The sequence below is a fragment of the Micromonospora sp. NBC_00389 genome, from assembly GCF_036059255.1.
In the GTDB taxonomy this organism is placed as follows: domain Bacteria; phylum Actinomycetota; class Actinomycetes; order Mycobacteriales; family Micromonosporaceae; genus Micromonospora.
The window spans coordinates 163,019-183,857 of the sequence record NZ_CP107947.1; the positions used below are offsets into that span (position 1 = coordinate 163,019).

The window sequence follows — 20,839 nt, forward strand, 5'->3', positions numbered from 1 at the left end:
GGAGGCCACCGATGCGCCAGGAAGAGCAGCAGGTGAGCAACGACCACCCGGAGGCCGTCCGGTCCGCGCCGGTCCCGGTGCCGCCGGCCGGTGACCGGGCCGGCCGCTCGGACATACCCGAGGACGCCCTGGACGACCGGGGCACGTTCGACGACCCGTCCGTCGCCGACGAGCGGGCCGACGGGTCCCGGCGCGACCGGCCGGACGACCGGTCCGCCGACCCGGACGACCGGTCCGCCGACGAGGGCGGGTTCCACGAGCCGGGGCCGCTGCCGACCACGTTCGGTGCCACCACGGTGGCCGACGCGGTGGCGGCTTCCGCGCTGGCCAGCCCGCGCCCGCAGGACAAGCCGGACCCCCGGGGCGAGCGGACCGCCCAGCCGGGCGACGGTGCCGAGGACGGCGAACGCGAGGGTCTGCGCGCCGACCCCACGGCCGAGCTGCATCGCCGAAACACCGACGCGGACGAGGACGCGGACACCGACGACGACTGGCGGGCCGACGCGGACACCTCGCGGACCGTCGTACCGCCGGGAAGCACGGACGGTGCGCCCGAGCGGCGCAGCGATCTGACCGCGGCCGGTGGCGATCCGGACGCGGCCGCCTACGGCAGCGCGACGCCGGAGATGGTCGACCCGGACGCGGTCTCGCCGGACGCCGACCCGGTGCTCGCCGGACGTGGCGCCGGCACCTCGCTGGAGTCCGCTGGGACGTCGCGACCGGCCGGCTCGACCGTGGCGGCCGAGGCGGCCGCGCTCCTCGATGCGGACACGGCACAGGCGTTCCGGGACCGCTGGCGGGACGTGCAGCTGCGCTTCGTGGACGATCCGCAGGCCGCGGCCGCCGAGGCGCAGGCGCTGGTGGAGGAGGCCATCCAGGCACTCGCCTCGGCGCTGGCCGCGCAGAAGACCACCCTGGGCGGATGGCAGGACGCCGGCTCGGCGGACACCGAGCACCTGCGGGTGGCGGTGCGCCGCTACCGGGACTTCCTGGACCGCGTGCTGGGTCGCTGAGCGACGACAAACCACGGGCGCCCCGGCCGACCGGCCGGGGCGCCCGCGCACATCCGTCGAAGCGCCCGCGGCACCCTCCGGGCGGGCGAAGCCGGGTGGGATCGCCCGAGCCGGCCCGAACACGCCGCACCTGACCTGGAGGCATGAAACCCGACGTCGGGGGTAGTACGGCGCGCGCGTAACCGGCCCGGGTGGCGGACGAGGGTGATCGGGATGGGCGACGGCGGCGGTCTGCGGCTCAACATGAACGGCCTGGACTACCTCATCCTGGCGCTGTACTTCGTCACCGTCCTCGGGGTCGGCTTCGCCGCCCGCCGCGCGATCCGGACCAGCGTCGACTTCTTCCTCTCCGGCCGGTCCCTGCCGGCCTGGGTGACCGGTCTCGCCTTCGTCTCGGCGAACCTGGGCGCGCTGGAGATCATCGGGATGGCCGCGAACGGCGCCCAGTACGGCGTGATGACGGTCCACTACTACTGGATCGGCGCGGTGCCGGCGATGGTCTTCCTGGGCATCGTGATGATGCCCTTCTACTACGGCTCCAAGGTCCGCAGCGTGCCGGAGTACCTGCGGCTGCGGTTCAACCGCCCGACCCACCTGCTGAACGCGCTCAGCTTCGCCGTCGCCCAGGTGCTGATCGCCGGGGTGAACCTCTACGCGCTGGCCCTGGTGATGCAGGCGCTGCTCGGCTGGCCGCTCTGGACCGCGATCGTGGTCGGCGCGGCGATCGTGCTGGCGTACATCACCATCGGTGGTCTGTCCGGGGCGATCTACAACGAGGTGCTCCAGTTCTTCGTCATCCTGGCCGGTCTCATCCCGGTCACCGTGATCGGCCTGGTCAAGGTCGGCGGGGTGAACGGGCTGATGGACGCGGTCCGCGAGTCCAAGCTCGGCGAGGCGGGTCTGCACGCCTGGCAGGACACCGCCAGCACGGACAACCCGCTCGGCGCGCAGTGGATCGGCATCGTCTTCGGCCTCGGATTCGTGCTCTCCTTCGGCTACTGGACGACGAACTTCGCCGAGGTGCAGCGGGCGCTGTCGGCGAAGAACATGAGCGCCGCCCGCCGTACGCCGATCATCGCGGCGTACCCGAAGCTGGTCATCCCCCTCGTCACGGTGATCCCCGGCCTGGTGGCGCTGGTCACCGTGAAGGGGCTCGGCGCGGAGAGCGGCGACCTGCAGTACAACAACGCCATCCCGCTGCTGATGCGCGACCTGCTCCCCAACGGCGTGCTCGGCGTCGCGGTGACCGGCCTGATCGCCTCGTTCATGGCCGGCATGGCGGCCAATGTGAGCGGCTTCAACACCGTGTTCACCTACGACATCTGGCAGTCGTACGTCCGGCGGGACCGGCCGGACGACTACTACCTGAGGGTCGGCCGGTACGCGACGGTCGCCGCCGTGGTGTTCGGCATCGGCACCGCGTTCATCGCGTCCGGCTTCAGCAACATCATGAACTACATCCAGGCGCTCTTCTCGCTGTTCAACGCACCGCTGTTCGCCACCTTCATCATCGGCATGTTCTGGAAGCGGATGAGCCCGCTGGCCGGCTTCTGGTCGCTGCTGACGGGCACCCTGGCGGCGCTGGCCACCTACCTGCTCTACAAGGGCGGCGTGATCCACTTCAACTCGGACCTGGAGGAGAGCTTCTGGGGCGCCGGCATCGCCTTCGTCACGGTGGCGGTCGTCGCCGCGGTCCTCACCCCGCTCACCGCGCCCAAGCGTGACGAGGAACTGCGCGGGCTGGTCTACGGCATGGGCGGCATCGACCTGAAGGGCGACGTGCTCACCGGGGACGCCGTCTGGTATCGCTCCCCCGTGCTGCTCGGCGTGATCGCCGTCGCGCTCGCCGCCCTCTTCTACATCCCCGTCTTCTAGGAAAGGGGTTCGGCAGATGGACAACCAAGGCCAGCCGGCAGAGGACCCGCTGATCGACGAGACGCTGGCTGAGCAGCGCCGTTCCGCCGCCGCACGGCTGTTCGACATCCGCCGGGTGATCGGTGGCCTCTTCGTGGCGTACGGGGTCATCGTGGCGCTGATCGGCGTCTTCGACGGCCGGGCGCAGATCGACAAGGCCCAGGGCCTCCGGATCAACCTGTGGGCCGGCCTGGTGATGCTCGTCTTCGGCCTGCTCATGCTGCTCTGGCAGCGGCTGCGCCCGGCGGAACCACCCGCCCCCAACGAGGAGGAGCCCGGTCGCTGACCATCGGCCGCGCACCGGTGTACGCCGGTGCGCGGCGGCGCGGGGCATGAGCGCGGCCCGAGGGGGTACGCGAGGGGGATCAGGCAACGTGTCGGACACAGGAGGCAGCACCATGACCGATCGCGATCGCCGACCGCCGCTGGAGGACAGCCCGGAGGTGGCCTCTGCGGTGGACGATGACAGCACCGTCCCGGAGCTGCGGACCGGCGGCGGCCCCGACCGGGACACCCCGGCCTTCGCCGAGCCCCGCGACCGGCCGGACGACCTCGCGCCGGACACCGACGACCTGATCGGCGACCCGTACGCGGCGGGCACCGGAGCGACCGGGACGGGTACCGGCGCCGGCGGGGACAACATCCGGACCGGGGCGGAGCAACCCTGGGAGCCGGAGGATCTGGTGATGGCCCGCGGGCAGGACCTCACCCCGGAGAACCTGGACAAGGCCCGCCGCGATCTGGCCGAGCAGGGTCGGGCGGCGATCGAACGCACCGTGCCCTGATCCCGGCCCACGAGGGGCGGGTCCCCGGCCCGACCGCAACGGTCGGACCGGGGACCCGGGGGGAACCTGCCGCCGGCAGTGCCTCACCTACTGCCGGCGGCGGGTGGGTGCGGGAGCGAGCCGGTCAGAGCGCCGGGTACGCGTTGCGCATCAACTCCTGGAACTGGGCGGAGAACCAGGCACCGGAGATCGGCGCGTTCGGCAGGGCACCCGTCGCGCTGTTGCCGTTGCGGGGGTTGCCGCCGTAGGTCGGGTCGCACATCCGGTCGAAGCCCTTGCCCTCGTCGTTCGGGATCAGCTCGCTGGAGCCGTCCGACTCGCCCGGAGGCTTCACCCAGACGTACGCGTCGATGCCGGACTCCGGCGCCGACCGGGGCCGCTCGCCGAGGCCCGCACCGGACTGGTTGCACCAGTTGCCGGCGTGGATCCGGCGGTCGATCCGACCCCCGTTGACGTAGGTGTCCACGCTGGTCGTCGCGCCCGGTCCGGTGGGCCGCGCGGAGCCGCCCCAGCCGTTGCGGGAAGTGTCGATCAGCATGCCGATGTTGGCGTCGAAGCCGACCTGGACCAGCTTCTGCCGGAACGCCTGGGCGAAGGACAGCTCGTCGACGTAGAAGTTCCAGTCGACCCACTTGGACTGCCGCACCGACTGGCCGTTGACCGAGTCGGTGATCTTGACGTACGGCTCGCGGAGAGCCGAGTAGTTGGCCGTGTTGACGATGAAGCCGTGCACGTTCGCCACCGTGCTGCCGGAGGCGACCGCGGCGCTCTTGAGCATGTCGGCGGTCGGGCCGAAGTTGCTGTCCCAGCCGATCCAGCCGTGGTGCGCGGCGTCGATGTAGTTGTAGACGTTGCCGAGCGCGCCCAGCTTCGTCAGGGCGTAGCCGACGCCGTTGACGTACGCGCCGTTGGCCTTGACCGTGTCGCACATGGCCGTACCGCCCGGCTGTCCCGAGGTGTTGGTCACCAGGTTCGGCAGCGAGTCGATCTCAATGATGTTGATGATGCGTAGGTTCCGGTACTTCGGGTCGGCCTGGATCGCGGCGATCGGGTCGATGTACTCGGCCTTGTAGCGGGGCAGGTCGTTCGGGCCCAGCTCACCGTTGGAGGCGAGCGCGGCGCAGTCCCGGCCGGGCAGGTTGTAGATCACGAACTGGATGTAGCCGGCGCCCTGGCGCAGCGCCTCCTCCAGGTGGTCCCGCACCCCGAAGGCGCCGTTGGAGCTGCTGTCCGGGGTGCCGTTGATGGCGGCGATCCGGTCCAGCCAGACGGCGGTCGGGTTGTTGGAGATCCGGCTGCCACCCGCCTCGGCGTCCGCCTTGGCCTTCCACTCCGGGTTCACATACCCCCGCGCCCCGGCGTACGGGTTGTCCACCTTGCTGCCGGCGGGCGGCGGCGTGGTCGGGGGTGGCGTGGTCGGGGGTGGCGTGGTCGGCGGCGGGGTGGTTGGGGGCGGCGTGGTCGGCGGCGTGGTGCCGCCGTTGCAGGTCACCCCGTTGAGGGTGAACGACGTCGGCTTGGGGTTGCTGCCACTCCACGCGCCGTTGAAGCCGAGGCTGATCGAGGCACCGGTGACGAGGCTGCCGTTGTAGGACAGGTTGCGTGCGGTGACCTGGCTGCCGGACTGGGTGAACTCGGCCGACCAGCCCTGCTGAACCCGCTGGCCCGCGTTCGGGAAGGTCCAGCCGAGGGTCCAGCCGTTGACCGGGTCGCCGAGGTTCTTGAGGGTGATGCTCGCGGTGAAGCCGCCGGGCCAGTCGTTCGTCGTGTAAGCGACGTCGCACTGCGTCGCGGCGTGCGCCACGGTGACCGGAATGGTCACCAACCCGCCGGCGACCAGGACGCCCGCGCCGGCGAGCGCGAGGGCCCGGCGTTGGCCGGACAGCCTTCTCCACACATTCATGCCACTGATCTCCTTGGGCGAGACCGGGCTCGCGTACGGCCCGGCGAGACGGCCCGGTGGGCGTCCTGGACGGACGGCCGCCGGCGCCAAACGGGATTCTTCGGGGGTGCCCGACCCGGACCGGGCGTGGTGGTGGTGGTGAACGACCGGCACGCGGCCGGGCGGTCAATCGGCGGCGGGATGTCGTCCGGTGGACCGGATGCCCTCGACTCCCTGCCTGCGCGGTGTGGCTCCCCGAACCGCGTGCGCCGATTCTTGCATGGGAGCGCTTCCATGGCAATGGCTCGATGCGTTCCCATGGTGAGGCCCGTGACCCGAGTCGGACGATACCGCCGAGCCGGGCCCGAGCGGCACGAGCGGCACCGTGCTCACCCCTACCGGATGAGCACGACGGGCAGGGCACAGCGAGCGCGGAACAGCGCGGGCCGCTCGCAACGGCGTGCCGCGCCTGAGACGGCACTCACTGCGGCGAAAGCCGCGCAGCGCTTCCTTTGCCACCTACCAACAGCAAACGCCAAAACACGAATCTTTCGCTTCAAAAGTCATGAAACGGTCTAACGTCGGTCGTAGCTCGGTTGTCGCCGGGCTCAGGACAACAGGGATGGAGTGACGCAGGTCATGGCTAAGAAGATGCTCGGGAAGGTCGTTGCGGGCGCCGCGCTCGGGAGCGCGTCGCTGCTGGTGCTCGCGCCGGGGATCGCGTTCGCTGACGGTCACCACGACGACGGCAAGGACCGTGACGGCAAGGTGTTCGCCAAGCCGCACGTGGTCAAGGCCGGCGACGAGGTCAAGCTCCTCGAGATCTGCTCGGAGCGACAGGAACACGCGTTCGTGTGGTCCAAGGTCACCGGCAAGGTCAAGCTCAAGCCGGTGCACGACGAGCACGGCAAGGACGACAAGGACAAGGACGAGCACGGCAAGGACGAGCACGGCAAGGACGACAAGGGCAAGGACCACGAAGGCAAGGACGAGCACGACAAGGACAAGGACAAGGACGAGCACGGCAAGGACGACAAGGGCAAGGACCACGACGGCAAGGACGAGAACGGCACGGGCAAGCCGCAGCCGCCCAACGGTGAGCGGTACGGCCAGGGCGGCGGCGCTGCCGCCGACGAGGGCAGCAAGGACTGGAAGGGCGAGGAGCACGGCCAGGACGCGGAGGACAGCCGCGACAAGAAGGACTGGGAGTCCAAGGACGAGGACAAGAAGGACCGGGACTCCAAGGACCACGACAAGAAGGACTGGGACTCCAAGGACCACGACAAGAAGGACTGGGACTCCAAGGACCACGACAAGAAGGACCGGGACTCCAAGGACCACGACAAGAAGGACCGGGACTCCAAGGACCACGACAAGAAGGACTGGGAGCACAAGAAGGACTTCGTCTACTACGGCGAGGCCAAGGTCGACAAGGACGCCCGTCCGGGTCGCCACGAGCTCAAGGGCTCGTGCGGCGAGGGTGAGCTCGTCGTCCTGCCCCGCGGCGGGGTCGACGGTGGTGACGGTGGCGCCAGCACCGGCACCGACCGTGGCCTGGCTACCGGTGGGGCGAGCCTGCTCGGCGCTGCCGCGCTGGGCGGGATCGTGCTGATGCGTCGTCGGCGGACCGATGGTTCGCTCGTCTGACGTGACGACGACACGGGCCGGCGGCCGTCACGGGAAACCGTGGCGCGCCGCCGGCGCGGCCGTCGCCGTCGTCACCCTGGCCATGATCGGCGCCGGCATGATCGGCGCCTCCCTGAAGACCACGCCCGCACCCCGCCCGCCGCAGCCACTGGCCCAGGCCGGTCCCGAGGTCACCGGGCCGACGGTCACCGCCACCGGCGTCCCTCCGGTCGACGGGGAATCCGTCGCGCAGGCAGAGGCTCCGGCCGGACTGGCCCGCTCCGCAGCGACCACGATCGAGATCCCCCGGATCGGCGTCAACGCGACGATCATGTCGCTGGGCACCAACCCGGACGGCACCGTCCAGGTCCCTCCGCTGAGCAAGGCCGACCAGGCCGGCTGGTACGAGCCTGGCGTGAGCCCCGGCGAGACCGGTAACGCGGTCATCGTCGGGCACGTGGACTCGGCGAAGCTCGGCCCGGCCGTCTTCTTCGACCTCGGCTCCCTCGTCCCGGGCGACAGGATCACCGTGGGGCGGGCGGACGGAAAACCGGTCGCCTTCCGGGTCGACTCGGTGAAGTCGTATCCGAAGACGTCCTTCCCCACCGAGCTGGTCTACGGGCCGAACGACCGGGCCGGTCTGCGCGTGGTGACCTGCGGCGGTCAGTTCGACGAGACCGTCAAGAGCTACCCGGACAACGTGGTCGTCTTCGCCACCCTGGTGGAATGACCAGCCAACACCAACGCGGTCCGGCCGGTCGGGGTTACCCGACCGGCCGGACCGCGTCCGGCGTACCGACTCAGGCTGCGGCGGAGGTCCGCACCAGGGTGCGGATCTGGCGCAGCAGCACGGACAGGGCGGCGAGATCCGCCCGCGACTCGTCGAACTCCCCCATGGCTCGGCGGGCCCGGTGGATCGAGGTGGCGTTCGACTGCTCCCACTGCTGCACCCGCTCGTGCGGCGGCAGCTCGTCCGGGGTCGAGTCGAGCACCTCCGCGGTGAGCGCGGCCAGCGCGGCGTACAGGTCGTAGCGCAGCGCCATCCGGGCCAACGTCTGCCAGCGGTCCTCCCGCGGCAGCAGGGAGATCTTCGACAGCAGCGAATCCACCCGGAACAGGTCGGAGAGCACGAAGTAGACCGAGGCCACCTCGCTGACGTCCCGCCCGCTGCCGGTCGCGGTCTCCACCACGTCCATCAGACCGAAGCTGTACATGAGCCGGGTCGCGCGTTCCGCCAGCTCCCGGGGCAGGCCACGCTCGGTCATCGAGTCGATGTGCGCCACGATGCCCTGCCGCTCGGTGCCGTAGAACAGCTCCTCCAGCCCCGGCAGCAGCCGGGCCACCCCGTCGCGCAGCCGGGCGATCTCGGCCGGCACGTCGATCGGCGAGCGCCGGTTGGACACCAGCCACCGCACCGCGCGGTCGAGCAGCCGCCGGGTGTCCAGGTAGACGCTGGTCTGCAGTTCCGGCGCAACCTTGTTGTCCAGCGCCTCGACCGCGTCCCACAGCTCGCGCAGCCCGAACACCTCGCTGACCACCACGTAGGCCCGGATCACGTCGGCCGCGCTGGCCGCGGTCTCCTCGACCACCCGGAAGACGAACGAGATGCCGCCCCGGTTGATCGCCTCGTTGACCAGCACGGTGGTGACGATGTCCCGGCGCAGCCGGTGCCGGCCCATCCGGTCGGCGAACCGCTCGCGCATCGGCGTCGGGAAGTAGTTGACCAGAACCTCGGTCGTCCACTCCTCGTCGGCCAGCCCCTCGGTGAGGATCTCCCGCTCCAGGACGATCTTCACGTACGCGAGCAGCACCGCGAACTCCGGCGCGGTCAGCCCCGACTCGCTGCGGACCGCCAGCTCCTCGTCCGGCGGCAACGCCTCCAGTGCCCGGTCCAACGCGCCCGAGCGCTCCAGGTCGTTGATCATCCGGCGGTGCACCGGGAGCAGCGAGGCGGCCTGGGCCTGGGCGTTGTTGATCGCCCGGGCCTGGTCGTAGTTGTCCCGCAGCACCAACTCCGCGACCTCGTCGGTCATCTCGGCCAGCAACTCGTCCCGCGCAGCCGTGGTCAGCTCCCCGTCGGCGACCGCGGTGTTCAGCAGGATCTTGATGTTCACCTCGTGGTCGGAGGTGTCCACGCCGGCCGCGTTGTCGATGAAGTCGGTGTAGATCCGGCCACCGGTCAACGCGTACTCGATCCGGCCGAGCTGGGTCCAGCCCAGGTTGCCGCCCTCGCCCGCCACCCGGCAGCGCAGGCTACGCCCGTCCACCCGGATCGCGTCGTTGGACTTGTCGCCCACTTCGGCGTTGGTCTGGCTCGACGCCTTGACGTAGGTGCCGATGCCGCCGTTCCAGAACAGGTCGACCGGCGCGGTGACGATCGCCTTCATCAGCTCCTGCGGCGAGATCTGCGTGACGTCGTCGTCCAAGCCGATCGCCGCGCGGACCTGCGGGGTGATCGGGATGGACTTGGCGGTACGCGAGAAGATGCCACCGCCGGCCGAGATCAGCTCCGGGTTGTAGTCCTCCCAGGATGATCGGGGCATTTCGAACAGCCGCCTGCGCTCGGCGTACGAGGTGGCCGCGTCCGGGGTCGGGTCGAGGAAGATGTGCCGGTGGTCGAAGGCGGCCACCAGCCGGATGTGCTCGGAGAGCAGCATCCCGTTACCGAACACGTCACCGGACATGTCGCCGACGCCGACCACGGTGAAGTCCTGGGTCTGGGTGTCCAGGCCCAGCTCCCGGAAGTGCCGCTTGACCGACTCCCAGGCGCCCCGGGCGGTGATGCCCATCCTCTTGTGGTCGTAGCCGGCCGAACCGCCGGAGGCGAACGCGTCACCCATCCAGAAGTTGTGGGTCTTGGAGATCTCGTTGGCGATGTCGGAGAACGTCGCGGTGCCCTTGTCCGCCGCCACGACCAGGTACGGATCGTCGCCGTCGTGCCGGACCACGTCCTCGGGCGGCACGATCTGCCCGCTGACGATGTTGTCGGTGACGTCCAGCATCGCGCCGACGAACGCCTGGTAGCAGGCGACCGCCTCGTCCCGGTCGCCCGGCTTCTGCTTCAGCACGAAGCCGCCCTTGGCACCCACCGGCACGATCACGGTGTTCTTCACCATCTGCGCCTTGACCAGGCCGAGCACCTCGGTGCGGAAGTCCTCCCGCCGGTCGGACCAGCGCAGCCCGCCCCGGGCCACCGGCCCGAACCGCAGGTGCACGCCCTCGAACCTGGGTGAGTAGACGAAGATCTCGAACTTCGGTCGCGGCGCCGGCAGGTCCGGGATGGCCTGCGGGTCGAGCTTGAAGGCCACGTACGCCTTCGGCCGTCCGTCGGCGCGCTTCTGGTAGAAGCTGGTCCGCAGGGTCGCCTCGATCAGCGTCAGGTACGAGCGCAGAATGCGGTCCTGGTCGAGGCTGGCCACGTCGTCCAGCGCGCCCCGGATCGTCTCCACCAGCTCACCGCTGCGCTGCTGACGCTGCTCGGTGCTCAGCTCGCCCGGCGCGAACCGGGTCTCGAAGAGCTCCACCAGCAGCGCGGCGAGCTTCGGGTACGCGATGAAGGTCTGCTCCATGTAGTCCTGCGAGAAGACCGTGCCGGCCTGCCGCAGGTACTTCGCGTACGCCCGCAGCACCACCACCTGCCGCCAGGTCAGCCCGCCGCGCAGCACCAGCTCGTTGAACCGGTCCACCTCGGCCTCGCCACGCCAGGCGGCCGCGAACGCGTTCTCCACGTGCGGGCGTACCTCGGCCAGCTCCTGGTGCGCCTCGGGCAGCATCAGGCCGAAGTCGTAGAGGTACACCCGGCCGTCGATCCGGTCCACCTCGTACGGGTGCTCGTCGACCACCCGGACACCGAGCGAGTGCAGCACCGGCAGTACGGCGGAGAGCATCATCGGCTCGCCGTACCGGTAGACCTTGAACCGGACGTCCATCGCCTCGGTCGGGTCCGCCCCCGGCACGCGGGTGCCGGGCCGGGGCGGGAGCTGCTTGCGGAACAGGTGCATCTCCAGCTGGCCGGGCTCCTCCAGCAGCTCCAGCTTGGCCAGGTCCTTCATCGCCTCGTACGGCGTGTGCCCGTCCTTGTAGCCCTCCGGGAACGCGTCGGCGTACCGGGCGAAGAGGTGCTTGGCCTGCTCGTCGCCGAGCTTGCGCTCCAGCACCAGCCGGTAGTCGTCGTCCCAGAGCCGGGTCGCGTCGGCCAGCTCCTCGGCGAGCAGGTCGGCGTCGATCTCACCGGGCGGCCGGGTGGGGTCGGTACGGACGATGAAGTGGACCCGGGCCAGCATCGACTCGGTCACCCGGGTGGTGTAGTCCACCCCGACACCGTTCAGCTCGCGCAGCAGGATGTCCTGCATGCGGAGCCGGTTCTGCGTGGTGAACCGGTCCCGGGGCAGGTAGATCAGGCAGGAGATGAACCGCCCGTACGCGTCCCGGCGCAGGAAGACCCGCAGCTGCCGCCGGCCCGCCATCCGCAGCACGCCGATCACCGCGTGGTACAGGTCGTCGGTCTTGATCTGGAACAGCTCGTCGCGCGGGTACGTCTCCAGGATCTGGAGCAGGTCCTTGCCGGAGTGGCTGCGCCGGCTCAGGCCGGAGCGGTCCAGCACCTCGGCCACCTTGCGGCGTACCACCGGCAGTTCCCGCACGCTGGTCCGGTACGCGGCGGTGGAGAACAGGCCCAGGAAGCGCCGCTCGCCGATCACCTCGCCGGCCTCGTTGAAGATCTTGAAGCCGATGTAGTCCAGGTACGCAGAGCGGTGCACGGTAGCGCGCGAGTTGGCCTTCGTGATGATCAGCAGGCGCTTCTCCAGCACCTTCTCGTGCGCCTCGGGCGTCATCGACGACAGCGACCGGGCCTCCGGCGAATCCGAACGCAGGATGCCCAGACCGGTGCCGAGCACCGCCTCCAGGGCCTTGCCGTCGACCATGTCCGCGCCGCCGCCACCGGCGGCGTCCACCAACCGGTACTCGCGGTAGCCGAGGAAGGTGAAGTGGTCCTGGGCGAGCCAGCGCAGCAACTCCACCGAGTCGGTGATGTCCTTCTCCGGCACCGGCGGACGGTTGTCCGAGGTGCGGGCCGAGGCCAGCTCGTCGGCGAGCGCGAGGGCCCGCTGACGCATCTTCGGCCAGTCCTCCACCGCCTCCCGCACGTCGGTGAGCACCCGTTGCAGCTCGCGGCGCAACCGATCCCGCTCGGCGGCGTCCCGGACCGGATCGATCTCGATCCGCATCCAACTCTCGATGATGTCACCGGCGATCGCGTCGTCCGGTTCGACGTCCGCGGAAACCTCGGTGAGCCGGCCCAGCGGCTCGCGCCGGACCACCACCAGCGGGTGCACCAGCAGGTGCACGTCCAGGTGGTACGAGTTGAGCAGCGCGGTCACCGAGTCGACCAGGAACGGCATGTCGTCGGTGACGAACTCGACGACAGTGTGGTGCTGGTCCGCGTGCGGTTCGTGGATCCGCAGCTTGAGCTCTCCCGGCACCCGTTGCTGGGCGAGGTCCCGGTGCGCGCGGGCCGCGTCGAGCATCTCCTCCGCCGTGAAGCCGACCAGCTCCTCGTCCGGGGCGAACCGCCAGAAGCGGCCTACCAGGGTCGCCGCGTCGTGATCGTCTCCGGCGAGCGCGACGGCCTGGGCTACCAGGCGCTCCGCGTTGGGCACCGGCTCGTCGAGCTCGGCGTCCTCCACATCGTCGGCCAACGCCTCTGTCGGCAGGCCCAGATCGTAGATCGTGTCGATACTCGACCCGGTCAGCCCGGTCGCTCCCGTGTCGAGGCGGCCGTAGCCGTCCCCGTCGGTCGCCGAATCGAAGCTGTCGTCGTCCCGGCCAGAGTCATCCTGCCGGAGGTCGGGTTCCGGTTTGATCGCCGGACGCCGGTCCATCGGTGCCACTCCCCTCGACCCACCACGTTGTGGGTCACTCAGCCCAAGCCTAGGCCCTGCCGTTCTGCACGATCGTCGGCGGACCACCGGCCAGACGTCCGGATCGGGACTCTGTCCTTTCACCCGTTGCGGGTCATGAGGTTGGCCGGTTGCGGGATACCCCGCCACGCGATGTTCATCACACCGGCACGGACCGTCTTTCCGCACGTAGGGCCGCATCACGGGACGTTGAGGACACCATCCGCGTACTACCGTGCAGGGCAGTCCGAGATTGGAAGGACCCGCTTCATGCCCCTGTCGTACCCCCGGCCCCACCGGCCGAACCATGCCCGCCGGCGCATCGCCGCCCTCACCGCGACCCTGGTCGCCGCCGGTCTCCTGGCCGCCTGCTCCGGCGACGACGGGCCGCAGCGCAGCGTCGACGCGTTTCTGGCCGGCTGGCGCAGTGGCGACCTCCAGGCGGTCGGCCTGGTCGACACGACCGGCGCCAAGGTGCCGGCGGCCGAGGTGAGCCGCGAGATCAAGGAGCTCTCCGGTGAGCTGGCGGCCACCCCGCCCACGCTGACCCGCCGGGGCGAGCCGAAGGTCACCGCCGACATCGCGACCGTGCCGATCCGGGTGGAGTGGACCCTGCCCGGTCAGACCCGCTGGGCGTACGACCGGGAGGTGCGGCTCGTCCAGGGCGACGACGACCAGTGGCAGGTGACGTGGGAGCCCCGGGTGCTGCACGAGCAGCTCACGAAGGGTGACCGGCTGGGTCTGCGCCGCGACACCGGTCCCCGGGCCGGACTGCTGGACGCCGCCGGGCAGCCGATCGTGTCACCGCGTCCGGTGATCCGGGTGGGCGTGCAGCCGAACGGGGTCGCCGACATCAATAAGCTGGTCAAGGATCTCGACGCGGCCTTCAAGGCGATCCGCCCGGCGCTGGTCCCCGCGATCGACCTGACCGATCTGCCCTCGCGGGTGGCGAAGGCCGAGCCGGGCGCCTTCGTCGAGGTGGTGTCGCTGCGCGAGGAGGCGTACCTCCAGATCAAGCCCCGGATCTACGACCTGCCCGGCACCAAGTTCCAGTCCGACAAGATCGACCTGGCGCCCACCCGGGAGTTCGCCCGGGCGCTGCTCGGCTCGGTCGATCAGGCGCAGGCCGACGACCTCGCCGCGCACCCGGACCGGTACGTCGCCGGCGACCTGGTCGGGCACGGCGGCTTGCAGGGCCGCTACGACGAGCGGCTGCGCGGCAACCCCGGGCTGACCGTGGTGGTCGAACGCCCGGACGAGGGCGGCAAGCTGGCACCCACCGGCACCGAGTTGTTCCGTCGGGAGCCGCAGCCCGGGCAGGCGCTGAAGACCACGCTGGACGTGGCCGCTCAGAACGCGGCCGACGGGGCACTGCGTGCGGAGCCCCGCCGATCGTCCCTGGTGGCGGTACGGATCAGCGACGGTGCGGTGCTCGCCGTGGCGAACGGCCCCGGGCCGGCCGGGGAGAACCTGGCCTTCACCGCCCAGGTGCCGCCGGGCTCCACGTTCAAGATGGTCAGCGCGCTGGGCCTGCTGGACCGGGGCGCGGTGACGCTGGACGGGCCGGTGAACTGCCCGAAGACCTTCACCGTCGACGGTCGCTCGTTCAAGAACTCGGACAATTTCCAGCTCGGCTCGGTGCCGTTCCGCACCGACTTCGCCAAGTCCTGCAACACCGCGTTCGCGGCGCTGGCGCCGAAGCTCGGCGGCGACGGGCTGGCCGCTGCCGGCCGCTCGCTGGGCCTGGAGGGGCAGTGGGACCTCGGCGCGGACGCGTTCACCGGCAAGGTGTCGACCGGCGGCAGCCCGGCCGAGCAGGCCGCCGCCTCGTTCGGGCAGGGCACCACGCTGGTCAGCCCGCTGGCCATGGCCGGCGCCACCGCCGCGGTCGCCCGAGGCCGGTTCGAGCAGCCGAAGCTGCTGATCGACCCGGCACCGGCCAAGCCCGCCGCAGCCGGCGAGCAGCTCAAGCCGGAATCGGTCGCGGCGCTGCGCACGATGATGCGCGAGGTGGTCACCGTCGGCACCGGCAGCGCGCTCAAGGACGTGCCGGGCGGCGAGGTGTACGGCAAGACCGGCACCGCCGAGTACGACGACAACCCGGCCCACACGCATGCCTGGTTCGTCGGTTGGCGGGGCGACGTCGCGTTCGCCGTCTTCGTGGAGAAGGGCGGCGCCAGCACCGCCTCGGCCGTGCCGATCGCCGAGCGCTTCCTGCGCGCCCTGCCGGCCCGCTGACCCGCCCAGGCACTGCGGTGATCCACTCGCGAGGTCGCTGATGTTGGGGTGTCCGAGCCACTGGACACCCCAACATCGCCGATATCGTCTCGATCACGGCCACCGGCCGCCCCCGCGTTGGGGCGGTCGGTGGGTCAGGCCGTGTCGACGTTGGGGCGGTCGGTAGGTCAGGCCGTGTCGGCGTTGGGGCGGCCGGTTGGTCAGGCCGTGTCGACGTTGGGGCGGTCGGTGGAGTCCGGGGCGGCTGGCGAGGGCCGCCGCAGCAGACCCGGGCCGGCCGATGCGGGCGGGCCGACCGGTTCCCGCTCGACCGGAGGCGCGACGCCCGCCGGCTCCGCGTGCACCGACGCCAGGGTGCCGAGCGGCTCCGGCTCGGCGGGGGCCGGAACGCCGCGCGGCCGGCCCGACGGGCGGACGCCGGAGGGGCCGTCGGCGGGCGAACCGGCAGCGGCGGCGAGGTCGAGCGCGGCGGACTGCGCCTCGTCGACGGGCGCGGGACGCGCTCCGTCGGGCCGCTCGGGGGCAACCGCTGGCCGCCCCTTCCCGCGCCGCGGGGTGGGGGCGGCGGGGCGGGCCGACAGCAACCGGGGCGGTACCGCCTCCGGGGCGGTGACCGGGGCCAGGCCGGCCACCACGGTGTTGACGATCTCGGCGGCGTAGGAGCCGTCCGGGTCGTAGTCGGGGTCGAAGACGGTCAGCTCGACGCCCAGGCAGTGCGGAGTGTCCACCAGGCCGGCGAGCAGGATCTCCAGCTCGGCGAAGGCGATCCCGCCCGGGTCGGGCGCGTCCACGGCGGGCATCACGGCCGGGTCGAGCACGTCCACGTCGATGTGCACCCAGTAGCCCGCGCAGTCGGCGAGTTGCTCGTGCGCCCACTGAGCCGTCCGGGCGGCGCCCTCGGCGCGCAGCGCGGGCACCGGCCGGGTGATGATCCCGGCCGCCTGGAGGTCGAGCCGGTACTCGTCCTGCGCCCGGATGCCGAGCACCACCACGTCGATGTCACGGAAGTAGGGTCGGCGTCCCTCCAGGGCGGCCAGGTCGGCCTGCCCCCGCCCGGTGACCAGGGCCAGGTCCTCGCCGGCCGCAGCACCCACGTAGGAGGCGTTGCCGGGGTGCCGGAAGTCGGAGTGCCCGTCCACGAAGACCAGCCCGATCCGCCCGCCGACCGCCTCACCGAGGCGGTGCATGGCCAGCGCCGAGCCGAGCAGCACCGAGCAGTCGCCGCCCAGCACCACCGGGAACTCGCCCCGGTCGATGATCGAGCCGATCCGCTCGGCGAGCGCCATCGAGTAGTCGGCGATCTCCCGGGCGTGGCACACCCCGTCGCCGGGCCGCCAGTCGCCCGGGTCGTACCGGGGCGGGGTGAGGCAGCCTGCGTCGCGGGCCCGCAGCCGGGCCAGCAGGTCGTGGTCCCGCAGCGCACCGGGCGCCTTGCCGCAGCCCGGGACCGAGGTGGACGTGGGCGGCCGCAGACCAAGATTTGTCGGCGCGTCGAGGACGGCGATCCGGCGCATCATGAGCTCCCGTCCTCGGTGGTCGGGCGGGCCGGCCGGAACGCCGGCCCGCGCTGGCGTGCTACGAACTCAGAACAGGGCGCTGGCCAGAGCCCGGCGCGCCGAGGCGACCGCCGGATCGTCGGGGCCGGCGATGGTGAACAGCGAGACCAGGTGCTGGCGTGCCGTCTCGCGGTCCTCGCCGGCGGTGCGCCGGACCAGGCCGACCAGCCGGGCGTACGCCTGCTCGGCCATGCCGCTGAGCACCTCGATGTCGGCGGCCAGCAGTTGGGCCGCAACGTCGTCGGGAGCGCTCTCGGCGGCGGCCAGCGCGGCGGTCGGGTCGGCGCCGGCCACCCGGCGGGCCACCCCGACCTGGGCCAGACCGGCCTCGGCCGCGGCATCCGCCGGGGAGTCGGCCAGGATCTTGCGGTACGCCCGCTCGGCGGCGTCCAGGTCGCCGCTCATCAGCGCGTCGTCCGCCTCGTCGAGGCGCGGGTCCTCCGGCTCGGCGACAGCCACGCCACCGGCCTTGAGCACGGCCTGGAGCCACTGGCGCAACTGCGCCTCGGGCACCACGCCGGAGAAAGCGTCGATCGGCTGGCCGCCGACCACCGCGTAGACCATGGGGATGCCCTGGACCCGGAACATCTGGGCGATCCGCGGACTTTCCTGCACGTCGACCCGGGCGAGCACCCACGCGCCGCCACTCTCGGCGGCCAGCCGCTCCAGCACCGGGGCGAACTCGTCGCTCTCCGGGAAGCCGGCCGCGCCGAAGAAGACGATGACCGGCAGGGCCATCGACCGTTCGAGCACGTCGGCCTGGATGGTGGCCTCGGTGACGTCGACGATGGCGGCGTTACCGCCAGCGGTGGGCGCGCCGGGGGCGCCTGCGGACGGGCCGCCCTGCGGGGGTGTGCCGGGACGGGTACTGGCTGGTGCGGGGCCGCGCAGCGTGCTGAGGTCGACCGCGCCGCGGGTGAAGATCGACGAGGTGATCCGTGGGTCGCTCATGGTTACCTAGTCTCGCACGTGAGCCCGCGATCTCAGCTCACCCGCAACCCCGACGTTGCAACTCTCACGCCCACCAACCTGCGCCGCCCCCAACCCCCGTGATCATGCACTTTCTGTCCCCGAGACGCGGCATATGTCGGGGCAGAAAATGCAAGATCACGGGGGGTCGGGGCGGTGGAGGGTCAGAAGCGGGCGGGTTCGCGGTAGGTGCCCCATTCGGCGCGCAGAGCGTCGCAGATCTCGCCGAGGGTGGCTTCGACGCGGACCGCGTCCAGCATGGCGGGGATCATGTTCTGGTCGGTGCGGCCGACCTCGACCATCCGGGCCACCGCCGCGCGGACCGCCGACTCGTCCCGGGCGCTCTTGCGCTCGGCGAGCACCCGGCGCTGCTCCAGCTCCACCTCGTGCGAGATGCGCAGGATCTCCAGCTCCTTGGCGACCGTGCCGGTGTGGCAGTTGACGCCGACGATCTTCTTGTCGCCCTTCTCCAGCGCCTGCTGGTAGACGAAGGCCGACTCGGCGATGTGCCCGGTGAACCAGCCGTCCTCGATGCCGCGCAGGATGCCGGAGGTCATCGGGCCGATCTGGTGCGGGCCCTCGCCGCCGAGCTGCCTGATCCGGGCGAAGATCTCCTCCGCCTCGGCCTCGATCTTGTCGGTGAGCGCCTCGACGTACCAGGAGCCGCCGAGCGGGTCGGCCACGTTGACCACACCGGTCTCCTCCATCAACACCTGCTGGGTACGCAGGGCGATCTCGGCGGACTCGTCGGTGGGCAGCGCCAGGGTCTCGTCCAGCGCGTTGGTGTGCAGCGAGTTGGTCCCGCCGAGCACCGCGGCCAGCGCCTCGACGGCGGTGCGTACGACGTTGTTGACCGGCTGCTGGGCGGTCAGCGACACCCCGGCGGTCTGCGTGTGGAACCGCAGCCAGAGGGCCTTCTCGCTGGTCGCGCCGTAGACCTCGCGCAGCCAGCGGGCCCAGATCCGGCGGGCAGCCCGGAACTTGGCGATCTCCTCGAAGAAGTCGACGTGCGAGTCGAAGAAGAAGCTCAGCCCCGGCGCGAAGACGTTGACGTCGAGCCCTCGGCTCAGCCCCAGCTCCACGTAGCCGAACCCGTCAGCCAGGGTGTACGCCAACTCCTGCGCGGCGGTCGAGCCGGCCTCGCGGATGTGGTAGCCGGAGACCGACAGCGGCTTGTAGCGCGGGATCTCCCCGGCGCAGTACTCCATCAGGTCGCCGATGAGGCGCAGGTGCGGCTCGGGGTCGAAGAGCCACTCCTTCTGCGCGATGTACTCCTTGAAGATGTCGGTCTGCAGGGTGCCATCCAGCTTGGACAGGTCGGCGCCCTGCCGCTCGGCGGCGACCAGGTACATGCAGAACACCGGCACGGCCGGGCCGGAAATGGTCATCGAGGTGGTGACGCTGGCCAGGTCGATGCCGTCGAAGAGCGCCTCCATGTCGGTGGCGGTGTCGATGGCGACGCCGCAGTGGCCGACCTCGCCGAGCGCCTGCGGGTCGTCCGAGTCGCGGCCCATCAGGGTCGGCATGTCGAACGCGACCGAGAGGCCACCACCGCCGGCACCGAGGATCATCTTGTAGCGCTCGTTGGTCTGCTGGGCGTTGCCGAAGCCGGCGAACTGCCGGATCGTCCAGGTCCGCCCGCGGTAGCCGGTCGGATGGAGACCCCGGGTGTACGGGTACTCGCCCGGCCAGCCGATCCGCTCGAAGCCCGGGTACGCGGCACCCTCCGGCGGTCCGTAGACCGGGTCGACCGGCATCCCGGAGAGCGTGGTGAAGTCCGCGTCCCGCTTACGCGCGGAGTCGTACCGGGCCTGCCAGCGTGCCCGTCCGGCGGCGATCTCGTCGGCGTCCATGCGCAGGGCTCCTCCTCGGGTCCTCGACTGCACATCGAGTGTAGAGCCCTCGCCTGAACGATCGCTAAGTCACGCCGTACCCGTGGGTAACGTGAGCTGGGCGGTTTCCATTCGACGGCAGGCCGAGTGCGTGGACCGAGTCGGTGAGGGTGCCGGCGCGACGGTGGCCGTTGCCACCGTCGCACCGGAATGAGAGGCCGCCGGTGGCACGGCGGGCGATTGTCATCCCCCTACGATGGCCACCTGCGGCCCACCGCCAGCCGAGGTCAGGAGACTGATCTCAGTAGCGGGTCTTCACGAGGAACTGGTAACCAAGCAACTTGGTGCCGTTGTAGTTGTACATCGGCCAGCACTGCTGGGGCGACGTCCACGACGAGACGTACGTCGGCCTCGCCGCTTTGCACGCCGACATCGTCGGGTACATCGGGCTGTTGTAGTCCGCAAGAGCGGGCGAGGCGGTGCCCAGCACCAAGCCGCCAGCCAAGGCGACAGCAGCGATGAGGGTGCGGGGGCGGGGGTGACGCGAGTTCTTCGCCATCCTTACTCCATTCCTGGTGAACCGTCCATTATGGATCTTGACACCAGGAGCTTAAGGCACCCACCGGGACGCGCACGCCGGGCGTCTACCTCTGCGGCCGCCCTGTCGGAGGTCAGGCCGTCGGAGCCGCGGCCCCGCCCATCTCCACGTCGTCGACCCGAATGTTGACCTCGTCGACCCGCAGCCCGTACGCCTCGACCGCCTCGGTGACCCGGGCCCGCACCTGGCCGGTCACCTCCGGCACCGGCTGGCCGGCCTGGATCACCAGCACCAGGTTGACCACAGCCGCGTTCCCGGTCACGTGGGCCGAGCAGCCCCGCCGGGCATCGCCCACCTCATCCAGCCCCACCTTGTCGAGGAACGAGTTGAAGAACCGGGCGACGTCCCCACCAAGCTCGGCCACCCCGGGCACCGCGCGGGCCGCCGCTACGGCGATCTTCTCGATCACCTCGTCGGAGACCTGCGTCGACCCACCGGCCGCCGCCGACACCGTGGTCAGCTCTCGCGTCGCCTCGTCACTCACGTCCCGCTCCCCTGCTCTTCGCGCCACCGCACTGGCACACGC

General features: G+C 71.1%; 14 protein-coding genes. 7 read left to right on the forward strand and 7 right to left on the reverse strand.

The window, feature by feature from the left end:
* The first annotated feature begins 11 nt into the window (after nucleotides 1-11).
* The 4 genes from OG470_RS00835 (at nucleotide 12) to OG470_RS00850 (ending at nucleotide 3,712) form a co-directional block, all read left to right on the forward strand.
* A complete protein-coding gene (locus tag OG470_RS00835; protein WP_328419757.1) occupies nucleotides 12-1,013 on the forward strand; it encodes a hypothetical protein in 1,002 nt (333 codons plus the stop codon).
* Nucleotides 1,014-1,226: 213 nt separating this feature from the next.
* Nucleotides 1,227-2,888, forward strand: coding sequence for a sodium:solute symporter family protein (locus OG470_RS00840; protein WP_328419759.1), 1,662 nt, complete (start codon nucleotides 1,227-1,229; stop codon nucleotides 2,886-2,888).
* Between the two features lie 16 nt (nucleotides 2,889-2,904).
* Nucleotides 2,905-3,213 carry a hypothetical protein gene (locus OG470_RS00845; RefSeq protein ID WP_328419761.1) on the forward strand — a complete coding sequence of 103 codons (309 nt, stop codon included), beginning with the start codon at nucleotides 2,905-2,907 and terminating at the stop codon, nucleotides 3,211-3,213.
* 112 nt (nucleotides 3,214-3,325) lie between these two features.
* The gene (locus OG470_RS00850) at nucleotides 3,326-3,712 is read left to right on the forward strand and encodes a hypothetical protein (RefSeq protein WP_328419762.1); all 387 of its coding nucleotides are present in this window, start codon (nucleotides 3,326-3,328) and stop codon (nucleotides 3,710-3,712) included.
* Nucleotides 3,713-3,836: 124 nt separating this feature from the next.
* Here the strand turns inward: OG470_RS00850 and OG470_RS00855 are convergent, their stop codons facing one another.
* Nucleotides 3,837-5,615: a glycoside hydrolase family 6 protein gene (locus tag OG470_RS00855; RefSeq protein ID WP_328419763.1), complete on the reverse strand. Its 1,779-nt coding sequence runs from the start codon at nucleotides 5,613-5,615 to the stop codon at nucleotides 3,837-3,839.
* Nucleotides 5,616-6,233: 618 nt separating this feature from the next.
* On the opposite strand from OG470_RS00855, the gene OG470_RS00860 reads away from it, so the two are divergent.
* Together OG470_RS00860 and OG470_RS00865 are read left to right on the forward strand one after the other, a co-directional pair.
* Nucleotides 6,234-7,241 (forward strand): hypothetical protein, encoded by a 1,008-nt coding sequence (locus tag OG470_RS00860; RefSeq protein ID WP_328419765.1) that lies wholly within the window; start codon nucleotides 6,234-6,236, stop codon nucleotides 7,239-7,241.
* A gap of 1 nt (nucleotide 7,242) precedes the next feature.
* Complete coding sequence (locus OG470_RS00865) at nucleotides 7,243-7,950, forward strand: class F sortase (RefSeq protein ID WP_328419767.1); 708 nt, start codon at nucleotides 7,243-7,245, stop codon at nucleotides 7,948-7,950.
* A gap of 70 nt (nucleotides 7,951-8,020) precedes the next feature.
* Here OG470_RS00865 and OG470_RS00870 read toward each other — a convergent pair whose 3' ends face one another.
* Complete coding sequence (locus OG470_RS00870) at nucleotides 8,021-13,102, reverse strand: NAD-glutamate dehydrogenase (RefSeq protein ID WP_328419769.1); 5,082 nt, start codon at nucleotides 13,100-13,102, stop codon at nucleotides 8,021-8,023.
* 288 nt (nucleotides 13,103-13,390) lie between these two features.
* On the opposite strand from OG470_RS00870, the gene OG470_RS00875 reads away from it, so the two are divergent.
* Nucleotides 13,391-15,358 carry a penicillin-binding transpeptidase domain-containing protein gene (locus OG470_RS00875; protein WP_328419771.1) on the forward strand — a complete coding sequence of 656 codons (1,968 nt, stop codon included), beginning with the start codon at nucleotides 13,391-13,393 and terminating at the stop codon, nucleotides 15,356-15,358.
* Nucleotides 15,359-15,558: 200 nt separating this feature from the next.
* Here the strand turns inward: OG470_RS00875 and OG470_RS00880 are convergent, their stop codons facing one another.
* The 5 genes from OG470_RS00880 to OG470_RS00900 form a co-directional block, all read right to left on the reverse strand.
* Entirely contained in the window at nucleotides 15,559-16,875 is a 1,317-nt protein-coding gene (locus OG470_RS00880) for an arginase family protein (RefSeq protein WP_442931026.1), read from the reverse strand.
* 66 nt (nucleotides 16,876-16,941) lie between these two features.
* Nucleotides 16,942-17,865: a tetratricopeptide repeat protein gene (locus tag OG470_RS00885; protein ID WP_328419773.1), complete on the reverse strand. Its 924-nt coding sequence runs from the start codon at nucleotides 17,863-17,865 to the stop codon at nucleotides 16,942-16,944.
* A 182-nt stretch (nucleotides 17,866-18,047) separates the two neighbouring features.
* Entirely contained in the window at nucleotides 18,048-19,736 is a 1,689-nt protein-coding gene (locus OG470_RS00890) for an acyl-CoA mutase large subunit family protein (RefSeq protein WP_328419775.1), read from the reverse strand.
* A gap of 280 nt (nucleotides 19,737-20,016) precedes the next feature.
* On the reverse strand, nucleotides 20,017-20,274 hold the full coding sequence (locus tag OG470_RS00895) for a hypothetical protein (protein ID WP_328419777.1): 258 nt from the start codon (nucleotides 20,272-20,274) through the stop codon (nucleotides 20,017-20,019).
* A gap of 112 nt (nucleotides 20,275-20,386) precedes the next feature.
* Complete coding sequence (locus OG470_RS00900) at nucleotides 20,387-20,797, reverse strand: Asp23/Gls24 family envelope stress response protein (RefSeq protein WP_328419779.1); 411 nt, start codon at nucleotides 20,795-20,797, stop codon at nucleotides 20,387-20,389.
* Nucleotides 20,798-20,839 lie beyond the last annotated feature (42 nt).

Bases quoted from the DNA above. Each gene is read 5' to 3' on its own strand.
- OG470_RS00835 (WP_328419757.1), top strand. From the start codon at position 12: ATGCGCCAGGAAGAGCAGCAGGTGAGCAACGACCACCCGGAGGCCGTC.
- OG470_RS00840 (WP_328419759.1), top strand. From the start codon at position 1,227: ATGGGCGACGGCGGCGGTCTGCGGCTCAACATGAACGGCCTGGACTAC.
- OG470_RS00845 (WP_328419761.1), top strand. From the start codon at position 2,905: ATGGACAACCAAGGCCAGCCGGCAGAGGACCCGCTGATCGACGAGACG.
- OG470_RS00850 (WP_328419762.1), top strand. From the start codon at position 3,326: ATGACCGATCGCGATCGCCGACCGCCGCTGGAGGACAGCCCGGAGGTG.
- OG470_RS00855 (WP_328419763.1), bottom strand. From the start codon at position 5,615: ATGAATGTGTGGAGAAGGCTGTCCGGCCAACGCCGGGCCCTCGCGCTC.
- OG470_RS00860 (WP_328419765.1), top strand. From the start codon at position 6,234: ATGGCTAAGAAGATGCTCGGGAAGGTCGTTGCGGGCGCCGCGCTCGGG.
- OG470_RS00870 (WP_328419769.1), bottom strand. From the start codon at position 13,102: ATGGACCGGCGTCCGGCGATCAAACCGGAACCCGACCTCCGGCAGGAT.
- OG470_RS00875 (WP_328419771.1), top strand. From the start codon at position 13,391: ATGCCCCTGTCGTACCCCCGGCCCCACCGGCCGAACCATGCCCGCCGG.
- OG470_RS00880 (WP_442931026.1), bottom strand. From the start codon at position 16,875: ATGATGCGCCGGATCGCCGTCCTCGACGCGCCGACAAATCTTGGTCTG.
- OG470_RS00885 (WP_328419773.1), bottom strand. From the start codon at position 17,865: ATGAGCGACCCACGGATCACCTCGTCGATCTTCACCCGCGGCGCGGTC.
- OG470_RS00890 (WP_328419775.1), bottom strand. From the start codon at position 19,736: ATGGACGCCGACGAGATCGCCGCCGGACGGGCACGCTGGCAGGCCCGG.
- OG470_RS00895 (WP_328419777.1), bottom strand. From the start codon at position 20,274: ATGGCGAAGAACTCGCGTCACCCCCGCCCCCGCACCCTCATCGCTGCT.